The organism is Rugamonas rubra, assembly GCF_900114705.1.
Lineage (GTDB): Bacteria > Pseudomonadota > Gammaproteobacteria > Burkholderiales > Burkholderiaceae_D > Rugamonas > Rugamonas rubra.
Map to the genome: position 1 here is coordinate 189,829 of NZ_FOTW01000012.1, position 20,612 is coordinate 210,440.

Sequence of the window (20,612 nt, forward strand, 5' to 3'; positions counted from 1 at the left end):
CCCCGGCGGCGCGTTCAGTGGTGAAGAGGGGAATTAAACCGGGCAGCTATTGCCGACGCGATAGTCGATGACCTTGATTTTGCCGTCGATGATGTCCTTGCGCGCACCCAGTACACGCTTCTCGATCTCGGGGGTGATCAGCTTGCGGTTGTGCGCGTCGAGCGCCCAGTCGACGCCGCCTTCCTTCAGGCCCTTGGCGGTGACGCCGGCCTTCCAGGTGCCGGCCTTCATCTGCATGAAGGAGTCGTAGACGGCGTTGTCGACCCGCTTGACCATCGAGGTCAGCATGGTGCCCGGGTACAGGTGGTTCTGGTTCGAGTCGACGCCGATGGCCAGCTTGCCCTTTTCCTTGGCCGTTTGCAGCGTGCCCATGCCGCTGCCGCCGGCCACGGCGAACACCACGTCAACGCCACGGTCGAACTGCGAACGGGCCAGCTCGCCGCCCTTGGCCGGATCGTTCCAGGCGCTGGAGGTGGTGCCGACCATGTTCTGCGTCACCTCGACCTTGGGCGAGACGGCCTTGGCGCCCTGCGTGTAGCCGCAGGCGAAGGTGCGGATCAGCGGAATGTCGATGCCACCGATGAAACCGAGCTTCTTGCTCTTGGACGCCATGGCGGCGGCCACGCCGACCAGGTAGGAGCCTTCTTCTTCCTTGAAGGTCACCGAGTTGACGTTCGCGCCCTGGGCCACGCCGTCGATCAGCACGAAGCGCACCTTGGGGAACTCCTTGGCGACCTTTTGCACGGCTTGGGTCTGGGCGAAGCCGATCGAGGCGATCAGGTCGAGGTTTTTGCGCGCCAGGCCGCGCAGCACTTGCTCGGCTTGGGTGTCGCTGGAGGCTTGCACCTCGATGAATTTGATGTTGGTTTCCTTCTGGAAGCGCGTGGCGCCTTCAAAAGCGGACTGGTTGAACGACTTGTCGAACTTGCCGCCTGCGTCATACACGATGCCCATTTTTGGGTCAGCCGCGGACGCTTGGGCAGCAACGAACAATGCTGCTATCGTCAAACTAAATTGTGTAAGTTTCATGAATTGGCTCCTGGAAGTTCGATATTGTATATTTTTATTGGGCTAAACATCTAATCCGGCCCCCGCCGGGGCGCCGAAACGCTGATTTTTAGAGGGCTGCCTCGGGGTAGGCGGCGCCGCGAGCATGCCTATTGCGCAAAAACTTGTTCAACCACCATCAAAAAAACCGCCGGCGGGAAAAAGCCGCCGGCCGCCGGATTATTGTCAAAAATAAAACAAGCGAGAGTTGGTGTTGGTCGCGCCCTGGTCCGCCGCGCCCGATGTGGTGCCACCGCAACAGCGCCGGCGCCGCCGCGCGCCGCGCCGGAGTGTGGTTTTTTGGCCAGTTTGACCCAAAAACCACATTGTTTGCCCGCCCCCGCCGGCCCGTCGCGGCACTGTTCCCGCGCCGCCGCGATGGCCTGTTCGGCTCCCCCGGCGGACGGCGGGCATGTCCACCAGCCCCTTGCGGGCGTTGCCGTCGACCGGCGGACGCGCAATGCCGACAACTATGCACAGGATTTATATGTTCGACAAATACGTTTTTATTTGCCTATTTATATGAAATACATATGAATAAATACCTGGAGGAAGTAATTTCCTGTCAATTTTTATCATGCTAGCATTTCCGAAGCCGTAGTTTTTGCAAACTGCCTGGTGGATAATTTGACATCTTCCCGGCCCTCCCGGCGCCGGCCCGTCGTCCGACGCGGCCCGCCCGGCACGGCGGCACCCAATTTAATCCACGCACACCCCTGAGGGAGTTGGTCCATGATGAAGAACCAGACACACCGCTTCGCCGCCCGTTCGCTGATCGCCCTGGCGGTCGCCGCCGCCTTCCCGCAGTCGGCCGCCTGGGCCGCCGACGCTGCCGCCGACAGTGACACCGCCGCCGCGCCGGCCGCCAAGGGCCAGGCCGGCCAGCTGGAAACGGTCATCGTCACCGCCCAGCGGCGCGCCGAGAACATCAAGGACGTGCCGATGGCCATCACCACCTTGAAGGGCGACAAGCTCGACGTGCTGACCTCGGGCGGCCAGGACATCCGCTTCCTGTCGGGCCGCTCGCCCAGCCTGAACGTCGAGTCCGACTACGGCCGCTCCTTCCCGCGCTTCTACATCCGCGGCCAGGGCAACACCGACTTCGACCTGAACGCCTCGCAGCCGGTCGGCCTGGTGGTCGACGACATCGTGCAGGAAAGCCCGATGCTGAAGGGCTTCCCGGTGTTCGACGTGGACCAGGTCGAGGTGCTGCGCGGACCGCAGGGCACGCTGTTCGGCCGCAACTCGCCGGCCGGCGTGATCAAGTTCGACTCGGCCAAGCCGGTCTTCAAGACCGAGGGCTACGCCACGCTCGGCCTGGGCAACTACGGCGCCAAGAACGCCGAGGGCGCCTACAACCTGCCGCTCAGCGACACCGTCGCGCTGCGCCTGTCGCTGCAATCGCAGAACCGCGACAACCGCGTCCACAACAGCCTGCCCAACGCCATCGCCCGCGACTTCGAGGGCTACCACGACCACGCCGCCCGCCTGCAACTGCTGGTCAAGCCGAGCAAGGACTTCAGCGCGCTGCTCAACCTGCACGGCCGCAACATGAACGGCAACGCCACGCTGTTCCGCGCCAACACGATCAAGAAGGGCACCAGCGACCTGGTCGACGGCTTCAACTACGACGACTATCCGACCGACGGCGCCAACACCCAGCACCTGCGCACCAAGGGCGCCAACCTGCGCCTGCGCTGGGACCTCGACGGCCTGACCGTGCATTCGATCAGCGGCTACGAGAGCGCCGACTTCTACAGCCGCGCCGACGTCGACGGCGGCTACGGCGCCGCCTACGCGCTGCCGATGGGGCCGGGCGTGATCCCCTTCGCCCTCGACACCGCCGACCTGCTGCCCGACCACAAGCAGCTGACCCAGGAAGTGCGCGTGGAATCGAACTACAAGGGGCCGCTGCAGTGGATCGCCGGCCTGTTCTACTTCAAGGAGGACATGCAGATCGACAGCATCTCCTTCGACACCTTCGCCCCCGGCCATCCGCAAAACGCCGCCTACTCGCAGCAGAACCAGACGGCGCGCTCGTGGGCCGCCTTCGGCTCGCTCAACTACACCGTCAGCGACAAGCTCAAGCTGCGCGGCGGCCTGCGCTACACCAGCGACAAGAAAGAGTTCGCCGCCAAGCGCGTCGACGGCATCACCGCCGGGCCGTTCCAGGTCAACCGCGACTCGTCGAACGTGAGCTGGGACGCCTCCGGCACCTACGAGCTGGACAAGAACACCAACCTGTTCGGCCGCGTCGCCACCGGCTACCGCGCGCCGTCCATCCAGGGCCGCCTGTACGGCCTGACCGACCGGCCGACCGTGGCCAACGCCGAGAAGGTGCTGTCGGCCGAAGCCGGCATCAAGCAGGACCTGTTCGACAAGCGCGCCCGCCTGTCGGCCAGCGTGTTCCAGTACCGCGTCACCGACAAACAGCTCACCGCCGGCAGCGGCAGCATCAACCAGAACCAGTTGATCAACGCCGACAAGGTGGTCGGCCAGGGCGTCGAGCTGGACTTCCAGGCCAACCTGTCGGACTCGCTGCGGCTGACCGTCGGCGGCAGCTACAACCATACCGAGATCAAGGACGACAAGCTGTTCATCAGCTACTGCGGCGGCCCGTGCACGCCGACCAACCCGGCCGGACCGTCGGCCGGCACCTCGCGCGTCGACGGCAACCCGCTGCCGCGCGCGCCCCAGTGGCAGGGCAACTTCACCCTGCGCTACAGCACCGCCATGGGCGACGGCGAGTTCTTCGCCTTCACCGACTGGGCCTACCGCAGCAGCTACAATATGTTCCTGTACGCGGCCAAGGAGTACAAGGCCAAGTCGCTCACCGAGGGCGGCCTGCGGGTCGGCTACAAGTGGGACCGCTACGAGGTGGCGGCCTTCGCCCGCAACATCACCGACCAGGTGCAGGCGGTCGGCGCGATCGACATCAACAACCTGGCGGCCATCACCAACGAGCCGCGCACCTTGGGCGTGCAGTTCAAGACCAGCTTCTAAGCCGGCCGGTAAAACAAAAAAGCCCGCGCGTCGCCCGACGCGCGGGCTTTTTTGTGCGTTGCCGCAAGCGCAAACCCGGGTAAGATGCAGCGATTCCAAAAACAAGGGGACGACGACGATGCAAACAGTAGTCAACCTGTGGCCGCTGCTCGGCGTGGCGGTGATCGTCGCCGGCTTCGCGCTGCGCGCCAGCCCGGTGCTGGTGGTCATCGCCGCCTGCGCCGTCACCGGCCTGGCCGCCGCCATGCCGGTCGAGCACATCCTGGCCTCGCTGGGCACCGCCTTCGTCAAAACGCGCAACCTGCCGATGATCCTGCTGCTGCCGCTGGCCGCCATCGGCCTGCTCGAGCGCTACGGCTTGAAGGAGCACGCCCAGCGCTCGATCGCCCGCATCGCCGCCGCCACCTGCGGCCGCCTGCTGATCGTCTACCTGGCGCTGCGCGAGCTGAGCGCCGCCGCCGGCCTGACCAGCCTGGGCGGCCAGGCCTCGATGGTGCGCCCGCTGATCGCGCCGATGGCCGAGGGCGTCGCCGTGGCGCGCCACCCCGGCCTAAGCGACCGGCTGCGCCAGCGCATCCGCGCCATGGCCGCCGCCACCGACAACGTCGGCCTGTTCTTCGGCGAGGACGTCTTCGTCGCCTTCGGCGCCATCGTGCTGATGCAGACCATCCTGCGCGGCGAGGGGCTGGAGGTCGACCCGCTGCACATCGCCATGTGGGGCATTCCCACCGCCGTCTGCGCCTTCCTGATCCACGGCTGGCGCCTGCACCGCTTGGACGGCCAGATCGCCCGCGAGGCGGCCGGGCAGGACGCCGCAGCCGCCGCGCCGGACCGGCCCGGCGCCGAGGGTGGCGCGGCATGATCTTCAGCCTCGACTTCTTCTATGTGGTGCTGGGCGCCATGCTGGCCCTGATCGGCCTGATGGCCTGGCGCGACGACGCCAATCCGCGCCGCCGCAGCACCGCCGTGTTCTGGTGGTTGTACGCAGTGGTCTACCTGGCCGGCGAGCACCTGCCGCCGGCGCTGGCCGGTGCCATGATGCTGTTGATGGGCCTGATCGCCGCCTGCGGCGGCGTGCGCCTGGGCCGCTACGGCACGCGCAACGAGGCGCAGCGCCAGGCCAGCGCGGCTGGCCTGGGCCACAAGCTGCTGCTGCCGGCGCTGACCATCCCGCTGGTGACGGTGCTCGGCTCGACGCTGTTCAAGGACGTCAAGATCGACGGCCTGTTCCTGCTCGACCCGAAAAACCTGACCCTGGCCAGCCTGGGCTGCGGCTCCTTGCTGGCGGTGGCGCTGGCCTGCTGGCTGACCCGCGCCACGCCGCTGCAGGCGATGCGCGAGTCGCGCCGCCTGGTCGACGCGATGGGCTGGGCGGTGGTGCTGCCGCACATGCTGGCGGTGCTCGGCCTGCTGTTCTCCGAGGCCGGCGTCGGCAAGGCGGTGGCCCACGTCAGCACCACCTACATCGCCATGGACACGCGGCTGGCGGCGGTGCTGGTATATTGCTGCGGCATGGCGCTGTTTACCATCGTCATGGGCAACGGCTTCGCCGCCTTCCCGGTGATGGCGGCCGGCGTCGGTATTCCGGTGCTGGTCGGGGTCTACCATGCCAATCCGGCGCCGATGGCGGCGATCGGCATGTTCAGCGCCTACTGCGGCACCCTGATGACGCCGATGGCGGCGCTGTTCAACGTGGTGCCGACGGCGCTGCTCGATTTGACGGACAAGAACGCTGTGATCAAGGCGCAGATCCCGACGGCGCTGGCGCTGTTGGCGGCCAACGTGGCCTTGCTGTATTTTTTCATGTAGCGGCGACGCTGCGGTAGATGGAGTGGCACCGATGAAGAAGATCGTATTGTTGACCGGGTTCGAACCCTTCAACCAGGAGAGCATCAACCCCTCGTGGGAGGCGGTGCGCGCGCTGGAGGGCTGGAGCGAGGCCGGCTTCCGCGTGGTGGTGCGCCAACTGCCCTGCCTGTTCGGCGTGGCCAAGCTGGCGATGAAGAACTTGATCGAGGAGCTGCAACCGAGCGTGGTGATCGCCGTTGGCCAGGCCGGCGGCCGCAGCGATTTGTCGGTCGAGCGCATCGCCATCAACGTCGACGACGCGCCCATCGCCGACAACAACCAGCGCCAGCTGATCGACCAGCCGGTGGTGCCGGGCGGCCCGGCGGCGTATTTCGCCACGCTGCCGATCAAGGCCATCGTCCACGCGCTGCGCGACGCCGGCCTGCCGGCCTCGGTGTCGCAGAGTGCCGGCACCTTCGTTTGCAACCACGTGTTCTACGGCCTGATGCACGACTCGGCCGACTTCGGCACGGCGATCCGCGCCGGCTTCATCCACATACCCTACCTGCCGCAGCAGGCGGCGGCCCATCCCGGCGCGCCCAGCATGGCGCTGGCCGACATGGTGGCCGGCCTGCGCATCGCCGTGCACACGGCGCTGCTGGTCAAGAGCGATGTGCGCGAGGCCGGCGGCGTGACCCACTGAGGTCAAGGCCGTTAAGCCCAGAAAGGCCAGCGGCGTAAAGCGAGGGTCAGACCCTAGGGTCTGACCCTGGCTCTCCAGCGGCCGTCTTTCCGCTGATGTCGGCGCCTAGTCGGCCCGCGCCGGCGGGTTGAGGATGTTGAGGAAGGCGCGCACCACCGGCGCGTCGTCCAGCGTGGTGTAGGTGATGTACAAATTGGCCGAGGGCGGGTTGGTGCGGATCGGCAGGAACACCACGCCGGGCCAGCCGATGCGGCTGGTGGTCTCGGGCAGCAGCGCCACGCCGAGCGCCGCGCCGACCATCGCCAGCAGCGTCTGCGGCTCGCTCGCCTCCTGGAAGATGGTCGGCTGGAAGCCGGCCTTGACGCAGCACTGGATCAGGTAGCGCGGGAAGGCCGACTTGTCCAGCGCCAGCGTCAGCATCGGCTCCTCGGCGATGTCCATCAGCTCGATGGCGTCCTGCTTGGCCAGCGGATGGTGCTCGTTGATGGCGACGCAGACGTTCTCGCGGAAGCACAGCTCCTGGCGCAGGTTGTCGTGTTTCAGGTCGTCGTCGTCGAGGCGCGGCTCGCGCCAGAAGCCGACGTCGATCTGCTTGGCGCGCAGCGCGTCGTACTGCACCGTCGGGCCGAACTCGTGCAGCGTCCAGGTCACGCGCGGGAATTTGCTTTGGAACTCCTCGAGCAGGCTGGGGATCGGCCCCCACATGGCCGAGCCGACGATGCCCACGCGCAGCCGGCCCACCTCGCCGCGGTCGATCTGGCGGATGGTGTCGATGGTCATGCGCATCTTGCCGAGCAGCTCGGCCGCCTCGTTCATCAGCGCCCGCCCGGCCACCGTCAGCTCGAAGGTGCGCGTGGTGCGGGCGAACAGCTTGACCCCCAGCTCGCTTTCGAGCTTCATGATCTGCTGGCTCAGCGGTGGCTGCGAGATGTGCAGCCGCTCGGCCGCCCGGCTGAAGCTCTTTTCCTCTGCGACGGCGAGGAAGTACCTTAACTGTTTCAAATCGATGGACATGGCGTGCGGTGACTCTTCAAAAAGTACGGCGCGAATCTGAATCTAGCTCAATCCTGCAGTGTGTGCCGCGCCGCCTAGCGCGGCGCGTGCGCCAGCATGGCGCGCGCCAGCGCCGCGCCCACCGCCGCGTTGTGCATCACCAGCGCGATGTTGGTGGCCAGGCTGCGGCCGTCGGTGAGCTGCTTGATGCGGCCGAGCAGGAAGGGCGTCACCGCCTTGCCCGTCACGCCGCCGGCGTCGGCCTCGGCCAGCGCCTGCTCGGTGATGCGGTCGATCTCCTCCTTCGGCATGGCCGCCGCCGCCGGCACCGGGTTGCTGACCACCACGCCGCCCTTCAGGCCGAGCTGCCACTTGGTGTGGATGAAGGCGGCCTGCTCGGCCGCGCCGTCGATCTGGAAGTCGGCGTTGAAGCCGCTCTCGCGCGTGAAGAAGGCGGGGAAGCCGCGCTGGCCCACGCTGAGCACCGGCACGCCGTGCGTCTCCAGATACTCCAAGGTCAGGCCGATGTCGAGGATGGACTTGACGCCGGCGCAGACCACCGCCACCGAGGTCTGTGCCAGCTCCTGCAGGTCGGCCGAGATGTCGAAGCTGGTCTCGGCGCCCCGGTGCACGCCGCCGATGCCGCCGGTGACGAATACCTGGATGCCGGCCAGCTCGGCGCAGATCATGGTCGCCGCCACGGTGGTGGCGCCCAGCTTGTTCTGCGCCAGCGCATAGGGCAGGTCGCGGCGCGACACCTTCAGCGCGTCCGGCGCGGTGCCCAGCAGTTCGAGCTGCTCGGCCGACAGGCCGACGCAGATCTTGCCGCCGATGATGGCGATGGTGGCCGGCACGGCGCCGCCGTCGCGGATGATCTGCTCGACCTCGCGCGCCATCTGTACGTTCTGCGGGTAGGGCATGCCGTGCGAGATGATGGTCGATTCGAGCGCGACGATGGGCTTGCCGGCGGCGCGGGCGGCGGCCACTTCGGCCGAGAACAGGAGGAATTGGTGCATGGGGTCAGTCCTTGTGTGGTGCGTGTTGGGGGAACAGCGGCGCGTCCAGATCGAAGTCGTGGATCTCGTCGAGCACGTCGGCGGCCAGCAGGGGCGAAACGGTGTCGGGGCTTTCCAGGGTCATGGCGGCGACCTTCAGGCCGCGCCGGCAGGCCAAGGTCAAATCCTCGCTGCCCTGGTACAGCGACCAGCAGACGGCGGCGGCGAAGGCGTCGCCGGCGCCGGTGACGTCGACCACCTCGACCTGGTGGGCGGCCAGCCAGACCAGCGCCGCGCCCTTGGTGTGGAACACGCCGGCGCCGCCGCAGGTGACGACGACGTCCTGCGCGCCCTGGGCGCGCACCTCGGCGCAGGCGGCGGCCACCTCGGCCTCGCCGGGCAGGGCGCGGCCGACCCGGGTCTCCAGCTCGCCCCGGTTGAGGATCAGCAGGCGCAGGCCGCGCAGGTCGGCCGGCAGGCGCGCCATCTTCGGCTGCGAGACGGCGACGATAATCAGCGGCACCGCCTCGCGCAGCGCGTCGGCCAGCAGCATGGCGACGCTGGCCAGCGGCAGGTTCAGGTCGGCCACGGTGAGCGCGGCGGCCGAGCGCTGCGGCAGGCGGCCGGCCAGGAACTCGGGGGTGATGCGGTCGTACAGCGCCATGTCGGCCAGCGCCAGCGTCATCTCGCCGTGGTCGTCGAGCACGGCGGTGTAGGTGCCGGTGGCGGCGTCGAGCAGCTTCAGGCTGCCGCGCGTGTCGATGCCGGCCCGCTCGGCGTGCTCCTGCAGGGCGCGGCCGGCGGCGTCGTCGCCCAGCGCGGTGAGCAGGGCGGCCGGAATACCCAGCCGCGCCAGGTTCTCGGCGATGTTGCGCGCCACGCCGCCGAACACCTCCTCGGCGCTGGCCGGGTTGGAGGTGCCCATGCGCAGCGGCGCCAAGGTGCGCAGCTTGCGGTCCAGGTTGGCCGCGCCCAGGCACATCACCGGGCGCTTGTCGGGCAGCACGTAAGCGCGGCCGAGCAGGCGGCGCTCGCGGATCAGGCTGGCGATGTGGCCGGCCACGGCCGAGCGCGACAGGCGCAACTCGACCGCCAGATCCTGCTGCGAGATGAAGGGGTTGGTGCGGATCAGCTGGTATAGCTGTTCTTTTTTGGAGGTGTCGGTCACTGGGTCGGCCTGGTTAAACATTTGTCTTTCATGGTAAACATTTGTCTTTACCCTGTCAAACGCTTGCCGCTGCGGGCCAGCGGGGGCGCGGCGCGGCGGTCAGGTCGGGCCTGTTTTATAATAGGGGATATTTATATGCTTTTTGTATAAATGCGGAAGAAAAATGGTATTTGCCATACATATAGACGATGATGCATAGTGGCGTCCAGACACTAGCAAGCTCGACTCAGGTAGTAGCAGCAGCCTATTTCAAAGCGCCGGGCGCCGAGTCCGCCAAACGGCGCGGCGCCAGGGTCAGACCCTCAGGGTCTGACCCTCGATTTGGCCACGCGCCGGACTCGGCATGGCACCGCGGTAACACACTCGACACACTCGACACACTCGACACACACGAACACATCTAACAAGAGGATAACCATGTCTAACAATTCCCCATTCCAAGCCGCCGCCATCATCCGTGCCCGCATCCCCGCCGACTTCAAACCGCGCATCGCGATGATCCTCGGCTCCGGTTTGGGCGTGCTGGCCGAGCAGATGAGCGACGCCGTCACCATCAGCTTCGACGAGCTGCCGGGCTTTCCGATCAGCACCGTGCACGGCCACGCCGGCGAACTGGTGATCGGCACCCTGTCGGGCGTGTCGGTGGTCTGCATGAAGGGCCGTGGCCACGTCTACGAGGGCTACGGCCTGGGCGTGATGACCTCCGCCGTGCGCACCTTGAAACTGCTGGGCTGCGAAATGCTGTTCGTCACCAACGCGGCCGGTTCGCTGCGTCCCGAAGTGGACGCCGGCAGCCTGGTGGCGCTGACCGACCACATCAACTTCCTGCCCGGCACGCCGATGATGGGCCCGAACGACGAACGCTTCGGCCCGCGCTTCTTCAGCATGGCCAACGCCTACGACGCCGACCTGCGCAACCTGCTCAAGGACACCGCCGCCGCCAAGGGCATCACCCTGCACGAGGGCGTCTACATCGCCTACGCCGGCCCGAACTTCGAAACCCCGGCCGAGATCCGCGCCTTCGGCCGCCTCGGCGCCGACGTGGTCGGCATGTCGGTGGTGCCGGAAGTGGTGTCGGCCCGCCATTGCGGCCTGAAGGTGGTCGGCGTCTCCGTCATCACCAACCTGGCCGAGGGCCTGTCGCCGTTCCCGCTGTCGCACGAGCAGACGCTGAAGTACGCCGCCATCGGCGCCAAGTCGCTGATCGAACTGATTCTGGCCTACCTGGCCACCGTGGCCAAAACGCCGCAAGCGTAATCCCTTAGTGTCCTGAATTGCTAGTTCGTTGAGCCATAAATATGGCGAAATCGGCCTGAGACAAGGAACAAAGCACAGCAAGGCCGGGGCCTTGCGCGCATTTGTGACGCAGTATCAGGCCGATTCTCGTCATATTTATTCAACGAATCTGCAATTCAGGACACTAACGGGGCGGCTGGTCCGCCCCGCTGTCATTTGGGGCGCCGCAGCCTCCCGGCTTGCAAGCCGGCCGCCAGCGCCTACACTACAGAACACCTTTTTCAACCGAGTCTGATCCGGGTATATCATGAAACGTGCATTCATCCTCCTGCTGGATTCCTTCGGCCTGGGCGCCACGCCGGACGCCGCCAAGTACAACGACACCGGCGCCAACACCTTCGGCCACATCGCCAGCTGGGCCGCCAAGAACGGCACGCCGCTGACCCTGCCGACGCTGGAAAACCTCGGCCTGGGCGCCGCCGCCCACGCCGCCAGCGGCCAGTGGGCCGACGGCTTCGCCCAGCGCGACGGCTTCGCCGCGGCCTACGGCGCGGCGCGCGAGCGCTCCACCGGCAAGGACACGCAGAGTGGCCACTGGGAGATCGCCGGCGTGCCGGTGGAATTCGACTGGGGCTACTTCCCGCGCACCACGCCGTCCTTCCCGGCCGAGCTGACCGCGCGCCTGCAGGAGTTGTCCGGCGTGCCCGGCTTCCTCGGCGACTGCCACGCCTCCGGCACCGACATCATCAACAAGCACGGCGACGAGCACGTCGCCAGCGGCAAGCTGATCATCTACACCTCGGGCGACTCGGTGATGCAGATCGCCGCCCACGAGGAATCGTTCGGCCTCGAGCGCCTGTACGAGGTGTGCGAGATGGCCTTCAAGCTGGTCGAGCCCTACAACATCGGCCGCGTCATCGCCCGGCCCTTCGTCGGCAGCAACGGCAAATACACCCGCACCAGCAACCGCCACGACTACGCCGTCGCGCCGCCGGCGCCGACCCTGCTCGACCACGTCAAGAACGCCGGCGGCGAAGTCATCGGCCTGGGCAAGATCAGCGACATCTTCGCCGGCCACGGCATCTCGCGCGTGGTCAAGGGCGTCGACAACATGGCCCTGTTCGAGGCCCTGCTGAAGGTCAGCGACGAGGCCGGCGACGGCTCGCTCACCTTCGTCAACTTCGTCGACTTCGACCAGGCCTTCGGCCACCGCCGCGACGTCACCGGCTACGCCAACGCGCTGCAGGAGATGGACGCGCGCCTGCCCGAGTTCATCGCCAAGCTGCGCGAGGGCGACCTGGTGGTGGTCACCGCCGACCACGGCTGCGACCCGACCTGGGCCGGCTCCGACCACACCCGCGAACACATCCCGATGATCTTCTTCGGCCCCGGCGTGCAGCCGCGCGCGCTGGGCATCTCGGAAACCTTCTCCGATATCGGCCAGACCCTGGCCCATCACCTCGGCGTCAAACCACTCTCGAACGGAAGCAATCTGTTATGACCATTTCCCCCGACTTCAAGCGCAACGAAGCGGTCGCCCTCGACCTGGGCTGGATCAACCACATTCACGTCAACAAAGCCGCCGCCGACCGTCGCGCCGCCAGCCTGGCGAACCGCCGCTCGGTCAAGAAGGAGTACCAGGCGGCCTGGCTGGTCAAGGCCATCGGCCTGATCGACCTGACCACCCTGTCCGGCGACGACACGCCGGGCCGCGTCGAGCGCCTGTGCATGAAGGCCATGCGGCCGCTGCGCGCCGACCTGGTCGAGGCACTGGGCATCCAGGAGCTGAACCTGAGCACCGGCGCCGTCTGCGTCTACCACGAGATGATCCAGCACGCCGGCAAGGTGCTGCAGGGCCGCCTGCCGATCGCCGCCGTCTCGACCGGCTTCCCGGCCGGCCTGACCAGCATGGAAACCAAGGTGCGCGAGATCGAACTGTCGGTCGCCGCCGGCGCCGCCGAGATCGACATCGTCATCACCCGCCAGCACGTCTTGACCGGTAACTGGCAAGCGCTGTACGACGAAATGCGCGCCTACCGCCAGGCCTGCGGCGACGCCCACGTCAAGGCCATCCTCGCCACCGGCGAGTTGGTCACGCTGGAGAACGTGGCCAAGGCCTCGTGGGTCTGCATGATGGCCGGCGCCGATTTCATCAAGACCTCGACCGGCAAGGAGCCGGTCAACGCGACCATCCCCGTGTCGCTGACGATGGTGCGGGCGATCCGCGAGTACCACGAGCAAACCGGCTTCAAGATCGGCTACAAGCCGGCCGGCGGCGTCAGCACGGCCAAGGCCGCGCTGCAGTATCTGAGCCTGATGAAGGAGGAGCTGGGCAACGAGTGGCTGGAGCCGCACCTGTTCCGCATCGGCGCCTCCAGCCTGCTGACCGACATCGAGCGCCAGCTGGAGCACTACGTCACCGGCCACTACTCGGCCGCGCACCGTCACGCCCATCCTTGATCGCCACTCACGCACCACATTATCGGATTCGTCATGCCAACAATTAACGAGATTCTCACCACTATGGACTACGGCCCGGCACCAGAAAGCCAAAAAGAAGCGCAAGCGTGGCTGGACCAGCATGGTCGCAGCTTCGGCCTGTTCATCGACAACGCCTTCAGCGCGCCGGGCGAGCTGTTCGCCAGCACCAACCCGGCCGACGCCAGCAAGCTGGCCGACCTGACCCAGGCCACCGACGCCGACGTCGACCGCGCCGTCGAGGCGGCGCGCCGCGCCCAGCCGGGCTGGCAGGCGCTGGGCGGCCACGGCCGCGCCAAGGTGCTGTACGCGCTGGCCCGCCTGCTGCAAAAGCACTCGCGCCTGTTCGCCGTGCTCGAGACGCTGGACAACGGCAAGACCATCCGCGAGACCCGCGACATCGACATGCCGCTGGCCGCGCGCCACTTCTACTACCACGCCGGCTGGGCGCAGCTGCAGGCCGAGGAGTTCGCCGACTACCGCGCCGTCGGCGTGGTGGGGCAGATCGTGCCGTGGAACTTCCCGCTGCTGATGCTGTCCTGGAAAATCGCCCCGGCCCTGGCGGCCGGTAACACGGTGGTGTTCAAGCCCGCCGAGTTCACCTCGCTGACCGCCATGCTGTTCGCCGAAATCTGCGTACAAGCCGGCGTGCCGGCCGGCGTCGTCAACATCGTCACCGGCGACGGCCGCGTTGGCGAAGCCATCGTCAACCACGCCGGCATCGACAAGCTGGCCTTCACCGGCTCGACCGAAGTGGGTCGTTTGATCCGCACCGCCACCGCCGGCAGCGGCAAGAAGCTGTCGCTGGAACTGGGCGGCAAGTCGCCCTTCATCGTCTTCGACGACGCCGACCTGGACGCCGCCGTCGAAGGTCTGGTCGACTCGATCTGGTTCAACCAGGGCCAGGTCTGCTGCGCCGGCTCGCGCCTGCTGGTGCAGGAATCGGTGCAAGACCGCTTCCTCGCCAAGCTGCGCACCCGCATGGACAAGCTGACCCTCGGCTCGCCGCTCGACAAGTCGATCGACATCGGCGCCCTGGTCGACCCGGTGCAGCAGCAGCGCATCGCCGCGCTGGTCGACTCGGCCCGCGCCGAAGGCTGCACGGTGTACCAACCGGCTTGCGATATCCCGGCCAACGGCTCGTGGTATCCGCCGACGCTGATCACCGGCGCCTCCACCTCGGCCGCCGTGTCGCAGGCCGAGATCTTCGGCCCGGTGCTGGTGGCGATGAGCTTCCGCACCCCGCCCGAGGCGGTCCAGCTGGCCAACAACACCGTCTACGGCCTGGCCGCCTGCGTCTGGAGCGAGAACATCAGCCTGGCGATGGACGTGGCGCCGCAGATCAAGGCCGGCGTGGTGTGGATCAACACCGCCAACCAGTTCGACGCAGCCTGCGGCTTCGGCGGCTACCGCGAATCCGGCTACGGCCGCGAGGGCGGCCGCGAAGGCATGTACGAATACCTGACCGCGCTGTCCGAAGATGCACGTCCGGCCGCGCCGCTGCTGGAAGTCAAAGGCAAAGTGAAGGCCGCAGCGGCCGCCGGCAACGACAGCCCGTTCGCCGTCGACCGCACCGCCAAGCTGTACATCGGCGGCAAGCAGGCCCGCCCGGACGGCGCTTACAGCCGCGCCATCCACGGCGCCGGCGGCGCCTTCCTGGCCGACATCGCCGAGGGCAGCCGCAAGGACATCCGCAACGCCGTCGAAGCGGCCCACAAGGCCGGCGGCTGGAGCAAGGCGACGGCGCACAACCGCGCCCAGGTGCTGTACTACATCGCCGAAAACCTGGCCGTGCGCGCCGAGGAGTTCGCCGCCCGCATCAGCGCCATGACCGGCAACAAGAACGCCGACAAGGAAGTGCAGGCCTCGATCGAACGCCTGTTCTACTATGCCGCCTGGGCCGACAAGTACGACGGCCTGGCGCACCAGCCGCCTATGCACGGCGTGACCGTGGCCTTGAACGAGCCGATCGGCGTGATCGGCATCGTCTGCCCGAACGAGGCGCCGCTGCTCGGCTTCATCTCGCTGGTGGCGCCGGCCATCGCGCTGGGCAACCGCGTGATCGTCGTGCCGTCGGAAGCGCATCCGTTGTCGGCCATCGACCTGTACCAGGTGTTCGATACCTCGGACTTGCCGGGTGGCGTGGTCAACATCGTCACCGGCAGCGCCGACGAATTGGCGCGCACCCTGGCGACCCACGCCGACATCGACGCCGTCTGGCGCCACGACGGTTCGGCCGAAGGTTGCGCCGAAGTCGAGCGCCTGTCGGCGACCACCTTGAAGCGCACCTGGGTGGGCGGCGCCAAAGGACGCGACTGGTATAGTACGGCGCAAAGCGGCGGCCGCGCCGTGCTGGCGCACGCCTCGCAAGTCAAGAACGTTTGGATTCCCTACGGCGTCTAATGGTGGCGTAAATCTAGGGTCAGACCCTAGGGTCTGACCCTGGTTCGCCGCCGCTGGGTTAATCCAGTACACCGGCAATACAGAACACCATCAGGGCCGAATCTCCTTTAGCTAAAGGAGATTTGGCCCGCATCACTTCAAATACTTAAGCGGAGATTCGCATGTTTCTACCCCAAGAGATCATTCGCAAGAAGCGTGACGGCGGCGCCATGAGCGCCGAAGAGATCCAGTTCTTCGTCCGTGGCATCACCGACGGCAGCGTCAGCGAAGGCCAGATCGCCGCGCTGGCGATGGCCGTCTTCTTCAACGACATGACCATGGACGAGCGCGTCGCCTTCACCCTGGCCATGCGCGACTCCGGCCAGGTGCTCGACTGGCGCGGCCTGAACCTGCCCGGCCCGGTGGTCGACAAGCACTCCACCGGCGGCGTCGGCGACGTCGTCTCGCTGCTGCTCGGCCCGATGATCGCCGCCTGCGGCGGCTTCGTGCCGATGATCTCCGGCCGAGGCCTGGGCCACACCGGCGGCACGCTCGACAAGTTCGACGCCATCCCCGGCTACTGCACCGTGCCGGACAACGAGTTGTTCCGCAAGGTGGTGCAGGAAGTCGGCGTGGCCATCATCGGCCAGACCGCCTCGCTGGCGCCGTCCGACAAGCGCTTCTACAGCATCCGCGACGTCACCGCCACGGTCGAATCGGTGGCCATGATCACCGGCTCCATCCTGTCGAAGAAGCTGTCGGCCGGCCTGGACGCGCTGGTCATGGACGTCAAGGTGGGCAGCGGCGCCTTCATGCCGACCTACGACAAATCGGTCGAGCTGGCCGAGAGCATCGTCGCCGTCGGCAACGGCGCCGGCATGCACACCTCGGCCCTGCTGACCGACATGAACGAATCGCTGGCGCCGTACGCCGGCAACGCGCTGGAAGTACGTGGCGCGATGGACTACCTGACCGGCCGCTCGCGTCCGGCCCGCCTGCACGAAGTGACCATGGCGCTGTGCGCCGAGATGCTGGTGCTGGGTAAACTGGCCGACACCGAAGTGGCGGCGCGCGCCAAGCTGCAGGCGGCGTTGGACAGCGGTGCGGCGGCCGAGCGCTTCTCGCGCATGGTCGCGGCGCTGGGCGGCCCGGCCGACCTGATCGAACAGCCGGACCTGTACTTGGAAAAGGCGCCGATTGTGCTGCCGGTGCCGGCGCTCAAGGCCGGCTACGCCGCCAGCACCGACTGCCGTGGCATCGGCCTGGCCGTGGTCAGCCTGGGCGGCGGCCGCCGCCGTCCTAGCGACGCCATCGACTTCGCCGTCGGCCTGACCGAGCTGGCGGGGCTGGGTGACAAGATCGAAGCCGGCCAGCCGCTGGCGCTGGTGCACGCCCGCAGCGAAGCGGCGGCCCAGCAGGCCATCGCAGAGATCCAGGCCGCCTACCACATCAGCGACAGCGCGCCGACCGCCAACCCGGTGGTCTACCGCGCGATCCGTCCCTAAGCCAAGGCGCCGGTAAGGCCCGAACCACCCAACGGCACAAAGCCAGGGTCAGACCCTAGGGTCTGACCCTAGATTGACGTCCCTGGGTTTTCTCGGCCTCACCTGCGAGCCGGCGCTGACCGCCCCAACGTACAACATGGAACAAACATGAACAACGACCAACTGATCGCCGAAGCCGCCGCCGCGCGCCTGAAGGCCTACACCCCATACTCCAACTTCAAGGTCGGCGCCGCGCTGCTGTGCAACGACGGCCGCATCTTCCACGGCTGCAACGTCGAGAACGCCTCCTACGGCCTGTGCAACTGCGCCGAGCGCACCGCCTTCTTCAGCGCCTTCGCCCACGGCTACCAGCCGGGCGACTTCGACAAGCTGGCCGTGATCGGCGACACCGACGGCCCCATCGCGCCGTGCGGCGCCTGCCGCCAGGTGATCCTGGAACTGGGCGGCAACGAGCTGCCCGTCGTGCTGAGCAACCTGAAGGGCGACATTGTCGAAACCACCGCCAGCGCCCAGTTGCCGAACGCCTTCGGCGGCGCCGACCTGAAAAAGAAGTAAGCCCTTGGCCTTCAAAAAAACCATCGACGTGCAGGCCGCCGTCGCCATCGCTGCGGCCGAGGCCATCGCCGCCAAGACCCAGGGCACCTTCGGCGTCGGCGGCGTGCTGCTCGACCAGCACGGCACCGTGCTGCACTCGCTGCACAACAACGTCGTCAAGCAGGGCCTGATCTTCGACCCCACCGCCCACGGCGAGCGCCAGTTGATCGACTGGTACTACGCCGAACGGGCCAAGGGCAGGGCGCTGCCGGCGCCGCAGGACTGCACCATCGTCACCTCGCTCGACCCCTGCTGCATGTGCGCCGGCGCCATTTTGGCGGCCGGCTTCAACGTGGTGGTGGCCGCGCCCGACGTCAAGGCCGGCATCAACCACGACGGCGGCGCCGGCTTCGACGCGCTGCCCGCGCCGCTGGCCGCGCAGGCGCAGGCCAGCTTCAGCTATCCCGCCGTGCTGGGCTCCTCGCTGTACGCGCGGCGCAGCGCCGGCGCGGCGCCGAAGTCCTTCTTCATCGGCAAAACGATATCCGAGCCGACCCAGGCCCTGTGCTCGCTGGTGTTCGAGGCCACCGCCGAGCAGGTGATGGCCCTGTTCGGCGGCGACCTGCCGAAGGCCCAGCTGAAGTGCCCGGCCAGCCTGCCGGCCGACCACGCCATCGTGCGCGCGCTGCGCCAGGTGTACCCGCAGGCCTTGAGCTACCGCTGCACGCCGCAGCAGCCGGACGCCGACCTGGCGCCCTTCCTGCGCGAGGCGATGGCGCGCGACCGCGCCGCCGGCGGCGACGGCGACGCCGTCGCGCTGCTCGACTCCTTCGGCAACCTGCTGCTGTGCATGCCGGGCCGGCTCGACCAGTCCGGCATCCGCAGCGCCTTCATGGAAACCACGCGCGCCTATGCGCAGCTGCGCTACCAGTTGATGGCGGCGGCCGACGCCGCCGGCCAGCAGGAGCTGCGCGCCTACCTCGGCCACCCGAAGGACGGCACCTTCGTCTTCGCGCGCGGCCCGGACCGCAGCGCGCTCAGCTTCATGAACCTGGGCGCCTACGGCTCGACGATGGAGGGGCCGCTACCGGAGCGCAATCCGGCGCAGTTCCAGTATGTCCGCGCCGGCATGCCGCAGGACGAGCTGGAGCGGCTGTGCGCCGGCCTGCCGCCGTTGTACCGCAACCTGATCCGCATCCGCCCCGTGCCGGTGGCCGATGCCGCGCTGATCGCCGCGCTGGCTTAGCGTTCTTGGCGTGACGCCGCAGTTGGCATGCGGCGAGCCAGTTTATCGTATTGAGTTCGTGCCCCGATGGGTTTCGAAGGGAGCCGCCTTCTCGACAAGGCCCAGTATTTTCTATGATGGCGAATGACGTACAATGACCTTGGCTACTCAGTTTACTGAAATGTTGTGATGGAGTTCATGCCGGATTGAAAGATTTGCGAGGAAATATGTATAGTTCTCTAAAGAAGGGGAAACCGCAAAGTGTGAAGCGCCGAAAGAAGACACTTCTAGTCGAAATTCTGACGGAAAAAAACTCTAGCGATCCCTCAGGGCAGCCGAGGAGCAGTGCGCGTAAGCTGATTAAACGATTATCTAGCGTCGCTCGAGCGAGGTCTAAAACTTTGACCAGTGCTCCCACTTTGCCCATAGCGCAGGCGTCGAAGCGAAAAGTCCATGCTTTGCAAGCAGTGGCTACGTTGCGTCTGAATAACGATGCATTAGCATTGCTTCGTGAAATTGATCAGGCAAAGGCTATGCTTGCTATAAAGCGAGATTTTGACCTGTTGGAGCAAACTAAGAAATCACTCTCCGTTAAAACGGACATCGATAGTTTCCTAGATATTCATCGAAAAGTAAAAAAATCCGTTGAGCTGCAAGATGAACTTCGAAAGGTTAACGAGTTCAAGTATGCAGTTGAAAAGGCTAATCAATTTCAGAGATGTAAGGAGCACTTGAGCTCACTTGAGCAAGCTAAGCAAGCGCTTTCGATGAAAGACATAGTCAACAATACTTACTTCCATAAGTCTTCTCGGGGTGTCTTACTTGATTGGAAGCGCCGACTGAGCCATTTTGAGTCTTTCAAGCTAGATTTAAAGCAGGCACTTGCGTATAAAGTTAATTTTGGAAATGTTTCTAGCTATCAAGTCGAATTTGAGAAAATCAAGGCTTTCCGAAAGACCTTTGATTCGATGCAGCAGTTCGACCGGTATGTCGAAAAAGCTAGCGCCTTCCAGAAAGAAATTGATCGCGCAGCAGAGTTGAAAAAGGGAATTGATTCTCAAGCTAAATTGGTCGAGGATTTAAAGCGGCATATTTTTCTCAAGATGAAAGAGCAAAATTATCGCGCAAGCCTCAAATTGGAGGGGTTGACCCCAAATTCAGATGTGGGGCTAAGTACCTTGGAGTCAATTAGGGCGAAATATGCAGGATAAGTACGGTACTGGTCAGGACGTGGTCTACTGCATAGGTTTATACACATCTCCAGTCCGCCAAGAATGCCCGACAGACAACACCGGTGCCGGGAAAAACCGTTAACATTCAAGCACTTGCGAATTGTGTTGTAAACCCTTGAAATTTCAGGTTTACTCTTGTCTTTTGCCTCAAGCAATTATGACTGAATCGACGCACTGGACGGACGTGGAATTTGCTGAACTTTACCTTGGGGATGCCCGCCTCGACAGGCGCGCAAGGAAGATCATGGAGCGCTTTTCGGATAGGCCGGCGGCCAGCATCCCCAAGTCGTGCAACGGCTGGGGCGAAACCATCGCCACGTACC

The 20,612-nt window shown here is 65.9% G+C and carries 17 protein-coding genes; 13 read left to right on the forward strand and 4 right to left on the reverse strand.

What is annotated here, in order from left to right; all coding sequences use genetic code 11:
- Positions 1–33: 33 nt before the first annotated feature.
- Complete coding sequence (locus BM252_RS14100) at positions 34–1,029, reverse strand: BMP family lipoprotein (RefSeq protein WP_174900525.1); 996 nt, start codon at positions 1,027–1,029, stop codon at positions 34–36.
- A 750-nt stretch (positions 1,030–1,779) separates the two neighbouring features.
- Here BM252_RS14100 and BM252_RS14105 point away from each other — a divergent pair.
- From BM252_RS14105 to pcp, 4 genes are all read left to right on the forward strand, one after another.
- Complete coding sequence (locus tag BM252_RS14105) at positions 1,780–4,050, forward strand: TonB-dependent receptor (RefSeq protein WP_425442315.1); 2,271 nt, start codon at positions 1,780–1,782, stop codon at positions 4,048–4,050.
- Between the two features lie 118 nt (positions 4,051–4,168).
- Complete coding sequence (locus BM252_RS14110; RefSeq protein WP_093388301.1) at positions 4,169–4,912, forward strand: DUF969 domain-containing protein; 744 nt, start codon at positions 4,169–4,171, stop codon at positions 4,910–4,912.
- Positions 4,909–5,859 (forward strand): DUF979 domain-containing protein, encoded by a 951-nt coding sequence (locus BM252_RS14115; protein WP_093388302.1) that lies wholly within the window; start codon positions 4,909–4,911, stop codon positions 5,857–5,859. The genes BM252_RS14110 and BM252_RS14115 overlap by 4 nt, the downstream gene beginning before the upstream one ends.
- A gap of 31 nt (positions 5,860–5,890) precedes the next feature.
- Entirely contained in the window at positions 5,891–6,541 is a 651-nt protein-coding gene (gene pcp, locus BM252_RS14120; RefSeq protein ID WP_093388303.1) for a pyroglutamyl-peptidase I, read from the forward strand.
- A 105-nt stretch (positions 6,542–6,646) separates the two neighbouring features.
- Here pcp and BM252_RS14125 read toward each other — a convergent pair whose 3' ends face one another.
- The 3 genes from BM252_RS14125 to BM252_RS14135 all read right to left on the reverse strand — a co-directional run bounded on the left by BM252_RS14125 (position 6,647) and on the right by BM252_RS14135 (position 9,697).
- Complete coding sequence (locus BM252_RS14125) at positions 6,647–7,555, reverse strand: LysR family transcriptional regulator (protein ID WP_093388304.1); 909 nt, start codon at positions 7,553–7,555, stop codon at positions 6,647–6,649.
- Positions 7,556–7,629: 74 nt separating this feature from the next.
- Positions 7,630–8,550 carry a pseudouridine-5'-phosphate glycosidase gene (locus BM252_RS14130; protein WP_093388305.1) on the reverse strand — a complete coding sequence of 307 codons (921 nt, stop codon included), beginning with the start codon at positions 8,548–8,550 and terminating at the stop codon, positions 7,630–7,632.
- Positions 8,551–8,554: 4 nt separating this feature from the next.
- Positions 8,555–9,697, reverse strand: a complete 1,143-nt coding sequence (locus BM252_RS14135) for a carbohydrate kinase (RefSeq protein ID WP_093388327.1) — start codon at positions 9,695–9,697, stop codon at positions 8,555–8,557.
- Between the two features lie 417 nt (positions 9,698–10,114).
- On the opposite strand from BM252_RS14135, the gene xapA reads away from it, so the two are divergent.
- The 9 genes from xapA to BM252_RS32220 all read left to right on the forward strand — a co-directional run.
- Positions 10,115–10,954: a xanthosine phosphorylase gene (xapA, locus tag BM252_RS14140; RefSeq protein WP_093388306.1), complete on the forward strand. Its 840-nt coding sequence runs from the start codon at positions 10,115–10,117 to the stop codon at positions 10,952–10,954.
- Positions 10,955–11,240: 286 nt separating this feature from the next.
- Complete coding sequence (locus BM252_RS14145; protein WP_093388307.1) at positions 11,241–12,434, forward strand: phosphopentomutase; 1,194 nt, start codon at positions 11,241–11,243, stop codon at positions 12,432–12,434.
- The gene (gene deoC / locus BM252_RS14150; protein ID WP_093388308.1) at positions 12,431–13,393 is read left to right on the forward strand and encodes a deoxyribose-phosphate aldolase; all 963 of its coding nucleotides are present in this window, start codon (positions 12,431–12,433) and stop codon (positions 13,391–13,393) included. The genes BM252_RS14145 and deoC overlap by 4 nt, the downstream gene beginning before the upstream one ends.
- Positions 13,394–13,426: 33 nt before the next feature.
- A complete protein-coding gene (locus BM252_RS14155; protein WP_425442316.1) occupies positions 13,427–15,814 on the forward strand; it encodes an aldehyde dehydrogenase family protein in 2,388 nt (795 codons plus the stop codon).
- Positions 15,815–15,975: 161 nt separating this feature from the next.
- A complete protein-coding gene (gene deoA, locus BM252_RS14160) occupies positions 15,976–17,298 on the forward strand; it encodes a thymidine phosphorylase (RefSeq protein WP_093388310.1) in 1,323 nt (440 codons plus the stop codon).
- 147 nt (positions 17,299–17,445) lie between these two features.
- Positions 17,446–17,853, forward strand: coding sequence for a cytidine deaminase (locus tag BM252_RS14165; RefSeq protein WP_093388311.1), 408 nt, complete (start codon positions 17,446–17,448; stop codon positions 17,851–17,853).
- 4 nt (positions 17,854–17,857) lie between these two features.
- Positions 17,858–19,078, forward strand: coding sequence for a nucleoside deaminase (locus tag BM252_RS14170; protein ID WP_093388312.1), 1,221 nt, complete (start codon positions 17,858–17,860; stop codon positions 19,076–19,078).
- 185 nt (positions 19,079–19,263) lie between these two features.
- On the forward strand, positions 19,264–20,268 hold the full coding sequence (locus BM252_RS30120; protein ID WP_139236491.1) for a YhfG family protein: 1,005 nt from the start codon (positions 19,264–19,266) through the stop codon (positions 20,266–20,268).
- Positions 20,269–20,446: 178 nt separating this feature from the next.
- Positions 20,447–20,612, forward strand: a 166-nt coding sequence (locus BM252_RS32220; RefSeq protein ID WP_217429912.1) for an IS4/Tn5 family transposase DNA-binding protein, incomplete at its 3' end; no start/stop codon positions are given.